The organism is Candidatus Pseudomonas phytovorans (assembly GCA_029202525.1).
GTDB classification, from domain to species: Bacteria; Pseudomonadota; Gammaproteobacteria; order Pseudomonadales; family Pseudomonadaceae; genus Aquipseudomonas; species Aquipseudomonas phytovorans.
The window spans coordinates 2,507,149-2,518,420 of the sequence record CP119325.1; the positions used below are offsets into that span (position 1 = coordinate 2,507,149).

At 62.2% G+C, this 11,272-nt stretch carries 8 protein-coding genes and 2 pseudogenes; 1 reads left to right on the forward strand and 9 read right to left on the reverse strand.

Features of this window, described 5'->3' with window-relative positions; translation table 11 throughout:
- Positions 1-150: 150 nt before the first annotated feature.
- Positions 151-1,056, reverse strand: a complete 906-nt coding sequence (locus tag P0Y58_11020) for a LysR family transcriptional regulator (protein ID WEK32693.1) — start codon at positions 1,054-1,056, stop codon at positions 151-153.
- A gap of 77 nt (positions 1,057-1,133) precedes the next feature.
- On the opposite strand from P0Y58_11020, the gene P0Y58_11025 reads away from it, so the two are divergent.
- Positions 1,134-2,369 carry an FAD-dependent oxidoreductase gene (locus P0Y58_11025; protein ID WEK32694.1) on the forward strand — a complete coding sequence of 412 codons (1,236 nt, stop codon included), beginning with the start codon at positions 1,134-1,136 and terminating at the stop codon, positions 2,367-2,369.
- 3 nt (positions 2,370-2,372) lie between these two features.
- Here P0Y58_11025 and P0Y58_11030 read toward each other — a convergent pair whose 3' ends face one another.
- The 8 genes and pseudogenes from P0Y58_11030 to P0Y58_11065 form a co-directional block, all read right to left on the reverse strand.
- Positions 2,373-5,303, reverse strand: coding sequence for an aminotransferase (locus P0Y58_11030; GenBank protein WEK32695.1), 2,931 nt, complete (start codon positions 5,301-5,303; stop codon positions 2,373-2,375).
- 356 nt (positions 5,304-5,659) lie between these two features.
- Positions 5,660-6,234, reverse strand: a pseudogene (locus P0Y58_11035) (PIN domain-containing protein).
- Positions 6,231-6,464 (reverse strand): annotated as a pseudogene (locus P0Y58_11040) (helix-turn-helix domain-containing protein). Before P0Y58_11040 ends, P0Y58_11035 begins: the two co-directional pseudogenes overlap by 4 nt.
- Positions 6,465-6,466: 2 nt before the next feature.
- Positions 6,467-6,730, reverse strand: a complete 264-nt coding sequence (locus P0Y58_11045) for a DUF3077 domain-containing protein (protein ID WEK32696.1) — start codon at positions 6,728-6,730, stop codon at positions 6,467-6,469.
- Positions 6,731-6,886: 156 nt separating this feature from the next.
- Positions 6,887-7,129, reverse strand: coding sequence for a hypothetical protein (locus tag P0Y58_11050; GenBank protein WEK32697.1), 243 nt, complete (start codon positions 7,127-7,129; stop codon positions 6,887-6,889).
- Between the two features lie 435 nt (positions 7,130-7,564).
- Positions 7,565-9,175, reverse strand: a complete 1,611-nt coding sequence (locus P0Y58_11055) for an ABC transporter ATP-binding protein (protein WEK32698.1) — start codon at positions 9,173-9,175, stop codon at positions 7,565-7,567.
- Between the two features lies 1 nt (position 9,176).
- Positions 9,177-10,196 carry an ABC transporter permease gene (locus P0Y58_11060; GenBank protein WEK32699.1) on the reverse strand — a complete coding sequence of 340 codons (1,020 nt, stop codon included), beginning with the start codon at positions 10,194-10,196 and terminating at the stop codon, positions 9,177-9,179.
- Position 10,197: 1 nt separating this feature from the next.
- The gene (locus P0Y58_11065; GenBank protein WEK32700.1) at positions 10,198-11,271 is read right to left on the reverse strand and encodes a microcin C ABC transporter permease YejB; all 1,074 of its coding nucleotides are present in this window, start codon (positions 11,269-11,271) and stop codon (positions 10,198-10,200) included.
- Position 11,272: the final 1 nt, after the last annotated feature.

Sequence of the window (11,272 nt, forward strand, 5' to 3'; positions counted from 1 at the left end):
CTTCTTGATGGCGAGCAGGAATCTAACGAGGAATCAATTCAGCAGGGAGCTACTGGCTTCCTAATGAGTTGTAGGACTTGTCTGTTTCGAGCGAGGCTGCACTCGAAAACGGGCGGCCATTGGCTCGTATGAGGCGCAGTTGGGTATTGCTCAGGACCTCGGGGATTCTGTTTCAAAGCATTGGCGCATGACATCCAGGTAACGCCTGGCGCCAAGGCCCAAGGGGCGCGACTTGATCCAGATGATGTCGACCCACAGGCGCAGGCGACTGGCCATGTTGTCAAAGCGCACCTCGGCCAGTGCCCCTGATGCAATCAGCGGTTCAACCAGCGGTTGCGGAAGGTACGCCCAGCCCAGGCCGGACTGCACCAGGTCCAGCGTCGCCAGGTAGCTGTCGGTCAGCCAGATGCGCCGCGACAGCACCATGCGCGGGTCCGACCCCGTGGCTTTGCCTGAGGCCACGATGATCTGCCGTTGCTCGGCGAAGGCCTCTTCGGGCAGTGGCGTGCCGCTGTTCTGCCCGGCCGGATGACGCGGGGAGGCGACGGCCACCAGCAGCTGGCTGCCGGCTTCGAGGAACGACTCGCGCTCGTCGATGCCGGGCCGTTCGAAAACCAGCGCCAGTTGCACACTGCCGTCGTGCAGCAGACGAATGGCCTCGGTCTGGGTGGCCGAACGTACCTCGATTTCCAGGCTGGGAAACTCCTGGGCGAGGACTTCCAGTGGCTGGCTCCAGCGGCCGGTCTGCAACTCGGGCGCCATGGCGATGGTCAGGCGTTTTTCCAGGCCTTTGTGCAGTTGCAGCGCCTGGGCATCCAGCAGGTTGAGCTGGCAGATCACCTGCCTGGCCTGGGGCTCCAGCGCCAGCGCGGCGCTGGTGGGCAAGGCTTTGCGCGTGGCCCGGTCAAACAGCGGCATGTCCAGCTCCGCTTCCAGTTGGGCAATTGCCATGCTTACCGCCGAAGGCACACGGCCCAGCTTGCGGGCGGCGGCGGAGAACGAGCCGGCATCCAGCACCGCGAGGAAAATTGCCAGGGAGTCGCTGGTAAACGCCATTGTCAGTAAACCTGATGATGATCATCTTTTGTTGCGAGAAATTATGAACATTAATGCGTTTACAGGACAGTCCCCCGATGGAGAGCAGCGTGCATAGACCAACCGCGTGGCATGTCACACACTGGAGTGCAGACCCGTTCAGCCTCGGCGCCTACAGCGCGCTGTTGTCAGGAGGGACGTCGCAACATCGAAGTGCACTGGGCCAAGTGCTGCAACAGCGTTTGGTCATAGCCGGTGAAGCGTGTAGCGCCGCCGCGCCAGCAATGACTCATGGTGCCTGGAATGATGGGCTGCGTGCCGCCGAGGCCGCCTTGAGTGCCGGAGCGCGCAAGGTGATCGTGATCGGGGCGGGTTGTGCAGGCCTGGCTGCCGCACAACGCCTGCGGGCCCGGGATATCAATTGCACTGTGCTGGAGGCACGGGGGCGAACAGGTGGGCGCACGCACTCTGTCGATCTGGGCGGCGTAAAGGCGGATGAGGGTGCTGCATGGCTTCAGCATTTCGCTGAAAACCCATTGGCCACCGTTGCGCAGCAACAGGGTTTGGCTTGCATCGAGACCGATTTCAGCCGCCCGCTTGCAGCGGCAAGAGGCGGGGTGCTGCCCGATGTCGACGGCGCCTGGGTGGCCTTGACCCAAAGCATTGATCGGCGGCTGCCGTTGTCAGAGGCAATTACCTGCTACATGGCCACACTCGACCCTGCGCGCGTGCGAGCCACACAGTTCGCCATCGACGCCAACCTTGTGCTGGAAGCGTGTTTGCCAGTGGCGCAACTGTCGGTCAGTGCGCTGGACGAAGAGGGCGTTGGGCAGGGTGATCACATGCTGCCAGGCGGCTACAGCGCGCTTGTCGACGTGCTGGCGAGGAATCTGGATATCCGCCTGAACACGGCGGTCACCCACATCGACTGGTCGAGCGAGCGCGTCACAGTAAATGAAGAAGTGTGCGATTTCTGCATTTGCACAGTCCCAGTGGGGGTGTTGAAGGCGTTGCAGTTCACCCCTGCGTTACCTGAAACACATCAACAAGCGCTGACACATCTGGGCATGGGCAGGCTGGAGAAGGTGATTCTGCAATTCGATGAACGCTGGTGGCCGTGTTCACCCTCAGGTTACCTGCGCTGGTATGACGTGCCTGCCAGTTGGGGTGAATGGCTGGACCTCACCGATGCCGTAGGCAAACCCACCATTGCCGGCCTGATTGCCGCTGACGCGATAGAGCGGCAGTTCAGCGGGCGCACTGATGAGCAGATCGCCATCGCAGCAACTGAAGCATTGCAGGCGTGGGCCGCCGCTCTCGGCCCCACGCCTTGATCGTTACAGGCCTTCGCCCAGCACCCGGTCAATGCTGTCGACAAAGTAGTCCACGCTTGCCCGGCTGGTGCACATCGGTGGCTTGATCTTGAGGATGTTCAGGTAGTCGCCGGTTGGCTGCATGAAGACGCCCAGGTCACGCAGGCGATTGCACAGCGTCATGGTTTCTTCGGTGGCCGGCTCCAGGGTTGCGCGGTCGCGCACCAGTTCCAGCCCCAGGTAGAAGCCCGAGCCATGTGCAGCACCTGCCAGCGGGTGTTTGTCCACCAGCGCCTGCAGGCGGGCCTTGAAGTAGCGTCCGGTGTCGCGGGCGTTGTCCCACAGGCCTTCTTCCTGCATCACGTCCAGCACCGCCATGCCGATGCGGCAACTGACCGGGCTGCCACCGGCTGAGGAGAAGAAGTAACCCTCGGCCTCCAGTGCCTCGGCGATTTCGCGGCGGGTGATGACCACGCCCAGCGGCTGGCCGTTGCCCATGCCCTTGGCCATGGTGATGATGTCGGGCACCACGCCCTGCTCTTCGAAGCCCCAGAAGTACTCGCCCAGGCGACCATAACCCACCTGCACTTCGTCGGCGATGCACACCCCGCCACGGGCGCGGACCTTGGCGTAGGCGTCGCTCAGGTAGCCGGCCGGCAACGAGATGCCGCCGGCATTGCCGTACACCGGCTCGCAGATGATGCCTGCCAGCTGGCGGCCACGGGCATCCAGGTCGGCCAGCTTGGCGTCGACGTCCTGCAGGTAGCCGGCGGCGCTGTCGGCACCGCGGAAACGACCGCGGAAGGTGTTCGGCGCCTCGACCGGGTGTACCCAGTCCGGGCGGGTTTCCAGGGCTTGCGGGTTGTCGGCGATGGATGTGGAAATGGCATCGGTGGCCACCGACCAGCCGTGGTAGGCCTCCAGCACGCTGAGCAGGTCACGCCCGCCGCTGTAGGCCCAAGCCAGGCGAATTGCCAGGTCGTTGGCTTCGGTGCCGCTGTTGACCATGAACACCCGGTCGAAACCTTCGGGCGCCATGTCCAGCAGGCGTTCGGAGAACTCGGTGATTGCTGCGTAGTGGAAGCGCGAGTTGGTGTTCAGCAGCGACCATTGCCGCGCCGACTCGGCGACCATGCGCGGGTGGCCATGGCCCAGCACCGCGACGTTGTTGAGCATGTCCAGGTACGAACGGCCCTGCATGTCGATCAGGTAGTTGCGCCAGCCGCGTTCGATGTGAGGCGGCTGCGCGTAGTAGTGCTTCTGCGAGCGGGCGAAGCTGGCATCGCGGCGAGCCAGCAGGGCATCCGGATCGGGCAGCGGCTCGGCGTCGCAATCGAAGCCCAGCAGTGCGGCTGGCGACGGGCACAGGGCCAGCCAGGCATCGGCTTGGGACGGGGTGGCGAAAAAGGGTGGCTGGATACTGAGGTCCAGGCACAGCTGTACGCTGAGGAAACCGCAGCTATTGCCCAGCGACTGGCCCTTTGCCACGTGCTGTCCATCAGCGGGGGCATCTTCCAGGCCCAGCAGCCACAACGCCCAGTGTGCGGTTCGCAGGCAACCGCGGCCGTCGCCATGGCGCTGCCAGGTGCCGGCTTCTGGCGCTTGCACCTGGCTGCCGTTGGGTACATGCACCTCAACGCCGAGGGCGCAGGTGGCGGGCTCTTCGGGCCGGTCGATATGGGTTTGCGACAGGCGATATTGCCCGTGCAGGCTGCACGCCGGCGCCGCTTTCGAGGTCAGCAGGCGCTGGTCAAAACCGGGTTGCTCCCAATTGCCCGCTTCGCAATGGATGCTGAGTACACCCAGGTCCACCCGTGTTACAGGCTGCCCGGCCAGCTCGGGGAGCAGGACGCTGCAAGGGTTCAGGTCTGGAACGTCCAGCTGCAAGCCTGCCGCTTGCAGGATGGCGGCCTCCATCAGCGCGAAAGGCACGGCGGTGGCGGTGTCGAAGATTTCCCATTCATGGGCCACGTTGTCGCGGGTGTACTGGTTGCCGGGGTCCACGGCCAGTTGCTGCGCGCTGCTCAACACCAGTACCGCAGCGCGGTTGATCACCAGTGGCCAAAGGGCGCGTAGCTCGGCCTCGGTCAGCGGGTTGAGCACCTGATAGGCGCTGATCGCCGGCAGGATGCGCAGGGGGTTGCCCTCGGCGTGGTGCAGCAAGGCTGCGCAGGTCACTGACAGGTCGGCAATGCGCCAGGTACGCAGCAGGTCGCCGAAGTCGATCACACCTTGCAGTTGCCACTGGCGCTGGGCATCACGAGCCCAGACGGTGTTGTCGTCGGTGATGTCCAGGTGCACGGGCTGAATCGGCAGTTGGTCCGCCAGCGGCGTCAGGCGCGCGCAGGCCTGGCGAGTGGCGTGTTCGATACGGGCGCGTTGTCCGCTGTCGTTCAGCACCGGCAGCAGGTGATCGATCAGCGCCTGGGCATGCTGCGGGTCCCATTGCAGGGTGCGCACAAGGCCGGGGTGATCGAAGTCGACCAGCGCCCTGTCCAGCTTCGCACAGAGCCCGCCCAGTTCAGCGATCAGGCGTGGTTCCAGGTGTTTGAGGCGGGTCAACGGTTGGCCTTCGATGTAGTCGAGCAGGCGCAGGCGCAGGGGTTGACCGTCGATGTCCAATGCCAGCAAGCCTTCGCCGTTGCCGGCGTGGCGCACGGCGGGTACCGGCAACCCGTGTTCGCGCAGGTAGGCCAGTGCGGCGTGTTGTGCCTCCACCTCAAGCTGGGCATAGCTGCCGTGGCAGGCCTTGAGCACATAGCGGCCTTGTGGCGCGTCCACGCGGAAGTTCAGGTCCTGCTGGCTACCCAGTACCGAAAGGGTGCCGGCAAGGCCGTAGTGGGCCTGCAGCACTGCATGTGCCTGGGCTTCGCTCAGCGTCGGGCTGGGCAGGCCGGAGCGCTGGATCAGCGTGGCCAGGGCAGGGGAGGCAGGCTGGTTTTCTGGGCTGGACATGGGGGCTACCGTTGATGCTGGGAGTTGACGGTGGAGAATTTATGCCCGATTCGGTTGATGATGGAAGACGATTGTTGTCAGAAAAATTGATGACAAGGCTGAATTATAGAAATTATATGCAGCCAATAATTATTGGTAAGCCATAAAACCGAATAAAGCCAAGGCACGCTTTTACCCCAGGCTTGGCAGTTGTATGCGTTGCTCAATGGGGCTTCAGCGCTGATTTGGGGCGTCTTGGCATTGGAAGTTATATGGGCTATCGCACAACGGGCACCCGTCTCACGGGTGCGCTGTTCCTGAGAGGCGGCCTTTCGCGACGCAGGGTCGTTCCCACGCAAAGCGCATGCATAGAGCAATCAGAGGAGGAATTTGAATTCTGAAAGCAGTTTCACCGACTCGGGAAGCTTCTGCTGAAGCAACCTGTCGAGATACTGCTGCACGGTGTGAGGTGGGTTTTTCAATGACATTCGCTGTCGCTGGGCCGCTTCAAGGACTGCAGCCTTGTCCAAGTCCCACAGATCGGCGATGAAATCATCCGGATGCAACGGCTCGATATCGAATAAACCGAGAGACGCTTTGGGGAAATCCTTCAAATTGAAGGTGACGATGACGGAAGCGTTGCACTTGATTACAGCTGCGAGGACATGTCGATCATCCTCATCTGGCAATTCCAGCCCTGCGACCAGAGACTCGTAATCAGTGATGAGTGCATCAGGTACCGCAGCATCCATCAGCGCTGACGTGCGATCACATGTTCGCGCGTGAGGTCGGGCCGGTTGAGTAGTAGATTGCGCTTCCACTCGTCGTGGATGTCCGCTGACCAACGTGCCCGGTAAATACCAGTCAATGCGAGGTTCATCAGGAAATCACGTAACGGAGCTGGATAAAGTACGTTCGCGTCGTATACGGCCGTGAAGGGTGAGTGCTTCATTCGTACCCCATCCTTAACTCCTGTGCCTGGGCTGCCAGTGCGTCCGTCGCGGCACAGCTCACTTGGTCGCGTTTGTCCTTGTAGGCAACCAGGTCGGAGAATTTGACCCGACGATGGCGACCCGTTTTGGTGTGAGGGATTACAGCTGCGTCTAGCAGCTTTACCAAGTGCGGCCGAGAGACGTTGAGCAGGTCTGCAGCCTCTTGGGTGGTCAGTTCGGCGTGAATTGGTTTCAGCGCATCATCCCCAGTTCGGCGTCATCCATCAGCGCCTTGGCCATTGCGCTCAGATAGTGAGCAGCCCAGATCATCATCGGTTTTTCGTCCATCAGACCGGTGATGGTCAGTTCGCGGACGTAGCCCATCAGCTCTGACGATTGCTCGCGGGCGTTGCGGCAGGGGATGCCGGGTTCGATGCGGAACAGTGGGTGGGTGCCGTGTTCACCTTGGCAGAAGGTGGTTTTGCCGACGGTGAAGTGGGTGTCTTCTGTGGTCATTGTTGTATCCCCTGAAAATTCTCGACTGCCTGGGCTGGCCCTTTCGCGGGCAAGCCCGCTCCCACAGGATCACCACAGGCTTCAAGGCTTGCAGAGTACCTGTGGGAGCGGGCGTGCCCGCGAAGAGGCCAGCCCAGGCAACACATCAATCAAGCCTCAGTGCGAAGTCCGAGGCTCCGCAGGCATCTGCACCTGAACCAACGCCGACTCAAGCAAAGCCCGCAGCGCCTCAAGTTCATGCATTGAGGTCATCATCAGGATTGAAACCGGTGATTTGGGCTGGAGCAGTAAGGCCTGATGTACCACGGTGGCGGCACACAGCGCGTAGTCGGTGGCCTGGATCAGGGTGTCTTCGAGGGAATAGGGGTTGTGGGGTGGATCAGGGACAATCTTCAACATCGCATAGTACCTTTGATGGGGCTGCCCCTTCCTGCTGTCAAACAGTTGGGTGGCAGCTGTACATGGGTTGACAGACCGGCGGACTATGCAAGTTCCGGCGCACGCAAGCGTGCCCCAAGTACAGCTGCCATAACAGGCAAGCCGTACGCATAATACCGTTACGGCCTGTCAAAGCCGTGTCGTTGATGTGCAACGACAGGCCGAGACTAGAGCTCTGCCAGAGCAGCCGCAACGGAAAATACGCGGCAGGAGTATGTTTGGGAAATGGACTACAAGGAAGGGGGTAAATCTGATTTTATTCCTCCAGAAGCGGGCCGCTATGCGGCCCATCGCCGGCAAGCCAGCTCCCACAGGGATAGCACAAGTCTTGAAGACTGCGCGGTCGGGGTGTGGAGCTGGCTTGCCGGCGATGGGCTGCGCAGCAGCCCCAAAAAGCTAGCTAACGGCATCCACCTCCAAAAACGCCGCCTCCAGCAACTGCCGGGTATACGGATGCTGCGGCGCATGAAATATCGCCTGCGCATCCCCTTGCTCCACCACCTGCCCATGCTTGATCACCATCAACTGGTGGCTCAGCGCCTTGACCACCGCCAGGTCATGGCTGATGAACAGGTAGGTCAGGTTGTACTTCTGCTGCAAATTCCGCAGTAACTCCACCACCTGCCGCTGTACGGTGCGGTCCAGCGCGGACGTGGGTTCATCCAGCAGAATCAGCGCAGGCTTCAACACCAGCGCCCGGGCAATGGCTATGCGCTGGCGCTGCCCCCCGGAGAACTCATGGGGGTAGCGATGGCGAGTGCGCGGGTCCAGGCCTACTTCCTCCAGGGCCGCGATAATCGCCGCCTCCTGTTCCTGTGCGGTGCCAATACTGTGAATGCGCAGCCCTTCACCCACAATGTCCGCCACGCACATGCGCGGGCTCAGGCTGCCGAACGGGTCCTGGAACACCACCTGCATTTCCCGCCGTAGCGGTCGCACGGCCTGCTGCTTCAACCCTTGCAGGTTCTGCCCATGGAAGCGGATGCCGCCCTGGCTGGAAATCAGCCGCAGGATCGCCAGGCCGAGCGTCGACTTGCCCGACCCGGACTCCCCGACAATCCCTAGCGTCTGCCCTTGCGGCAAGCTGAAGTTGACCCCGTCTACTGCCTTCACATGGTCAACCGTGCGCCGCAGAAAGCCCTTCTTGATCGGGAACCACACCTTGAGGTCGTCTACCTCCAGCAACGGCGCGCCTAGCGGGTTGTGCGCCGGCAGCCCGCTGGGCTCGGCATTGATCAGCATCTGCGTGTAGTGGTGCTGCGGGGCGCTGAACAACGTGGCGCATTCGGCCTGTTCCACGATCTGCCCGCGCTGCATCACGCACACGCGGTGGGCGATGCGGCGTACCAGGTTCAGGTCATGGCTGATCAGCAGCAACGCCATGCCCAGGCGCGCCTGAAGTTCCTTGAGCAGGTCGAGAATTTTCAGCTGCACGGTCACGTCCAGCGCGGTGGTCGGCTCATCCGCAATCAGCAGATCCGGCTCGTTGGCCAGTGCCATGGCGATCATCACCCGCTGGCGCTGCCCGCCCGATAATTCATGGGGCAGGGCCTTCAGGCGCTTGTGTGGCTCGGGAATGCCCACCAGCTCCAGCAGCTCCAGGGTGCGTGCAGTCGCGTCCTTGCCGGTCAGGCCCTTGTGCAGCAAAAGGATTTCGTTGATCTGCTTCTCGATGCAGTGCAGCGGGTTGAGCGAAGTCATCGGCTCCTGGAAGATCATCGCAATGCGGTTGCCGCGGATGCGCTGCAGGGTCTTCTCGTTCTGCTGCAGCAAGTCCTTGCCCTCAAAGCGGATACTACCGCTGGGGTGGCGGGCCAGAGGGTAGGGCAGCAGGCGCAGGATCGAGTGCGCGGTGACCGATTTGCCCGAACCGCTTTCGCCCACCAGTGCCAGCGTCTCGCCCTTGCGGATATCGAAGCTGATGCCGTCCACCACGCGGTTGACCTGGTCGCCGGTGACAAATTCCACGGCCAGGTCGCGCACTTCGATCAGGTTCTGTTCACTCATGTCACTTCCTCGGGTCGAAGGCATCGCGGGCGGACTCGCCGATAAATACCAGCAGGCTCAGCATCAGCGCCAGCACGGCAAAGGCGCTGATGCCCAGCCACGGCGCTTGCAGGTTGGACTTGCCCTGCGCCACCAGTTCGCCCAGCGATGGCGAACCGGCGGGCAGGCCGAAGCCGAGGAAGTCCAGGGCGGTGAGGGTGCCGATCGCGCCGGTGAGAATGAACGGCATGAAGGTCATGGTCGAGATCATGGCGTTGGGCAAAATGTGCCGGTACATGATCGCGCCATTGCGCATGCCCAGGGCGCGGGCAGCGCGCACGTATTCCAGGTTGCGCCCGCGCAGGAACTCGGCGCGTACCACATCCACCAGACTCATCCACGAGAACAGCAGCATGATGCCCAGCAGCCACCAGAAATTGGGCTGCACGAAGCTGGCCAGGATGATCAGCAGGTACAGCACAGGCAGGCCGGACCAGATTTCCAGAAAGCGCTGCCCGGCCAGGTCGACCCAGCCGCCATAGAAACCCTGCAAGGCGCCGGCGATGACGCCGACGATGGAGCTGGCCACGGTCAAGGTCAGGGCAAACAGCACCGAAATGCGAAAGCCGTAGATCACCCGCGCCAGCACATCGCGGCCCTGGTCGTCGGTGCCCAGCCAGTTGTCCGCCGACGGCGGTGCCGGGGCGGGGACACGCAGGTCGTAGTTGATGCTCTGGTAGCTGAACGGGATCGGCGCCCACAGCACGAAGCTGTCTTTCTTCGCTAGCAGCTCGCGGATGTATGGGCTTTTGTAGTTGGCCTCTAGCGGGAATTCGCCGCCGAAGGTGGTTTCCGGGTAGCGCTTGAATGCCGGGAAGTACCATTCGCCGTCGTAACGCACGGCAACGGGCTTGTCATTGGCGATCAGCTCTGCGCCCAGGCTCAGGCCGAACAGGATCAGGAACAGCCACAGCGACCACCAGCCACGGCGGTTGGCCTTGAAACGCTCGAAGCGCCGGCGGTTGAGGGGGGACAAGGCCATGTCAGTGCTCCCGGCTGGCGAAGTCGATGCGTGGATCGACCAGGGTGTAGGTCAGGTCGCCGATCAGTTTCACCACCAGCCCCAGCAGGGTGAAGATGAACAGGGTGCCGAAGACCACCGGGTAGTCGCGGTTGATGGCCGCTTCAAAACTCATCAGGCCCAGGCCGTCGAGGCTGAAGATCACCTCGATCAACAGCGAACCCGTGAAGAAAATGCCGATGAACGCCGACGGGAAGCCGGCGATCACCAGCAGCATGGCGTTGCGGAACACGTGGCCGTACAGCACCCGCGGCCGGCTGAGGCCCTTGGCCTTGGCGGTGACCACGTATTGCTTGTTGATCTCGTCGAGGAAGCTGTTTTTGGTCAGCAGGGTCATGGTGGCGAAGTTGCCGATGACCAGCGCGGTGATCGGCAGCACCAGGTGCCAGAAGTAGTCCAGCACTTTGCCGGTGGTGCTCAGCTCGTCGAAGTTGTTGGAGGTGAGGCCGCGCAGCGGGAACCAGTCGAAGTAGCTGCCACCGGCGAACAGTACGATCAGCAGGATGGCGAACAGAAACGCCGGGATGGCGTAGCCGACGATGATCGCCGAGCTGGTCCATACATCGAAGTGGCTGCCGTGGCGCACCGCCTTGGCAATCCCCAGCGGGATCGACACCAGGTACATGATCAGCGTGCTCCACAGCCCCAGCGAGATCGACACCGGCATCTTTTCGATAATCAGGTCGATAACCTTGGCATCGCGGAAGAAGCTGTCGCCGAAGTCCAGTTGGGCGTAGTTCTTGATCATGATCCACAGGCGCTCGGGCGGCGACTTGTCGAAGCCGTACATGCGCTCGATTTCGACGATCAGTGCAGGGTCCAAGCCCTGGGCGCCGCGGTAGTTGGAGCCGGCCACTGAAACCTCGGCGCCGCCTCCGGCAATGCGGCTGGTGGCGCCTTCGAAGCCTTCGAGCTTGGCGATCATCTGCTCGACCGGGCCACCGGGGGCGGCCTGGACGATGATGAAATTGATGATCAGGATACCGAGCAGCGTCGGGATGATCAGCAGCAGGCGACGCAGGATATAGGCCAGCATC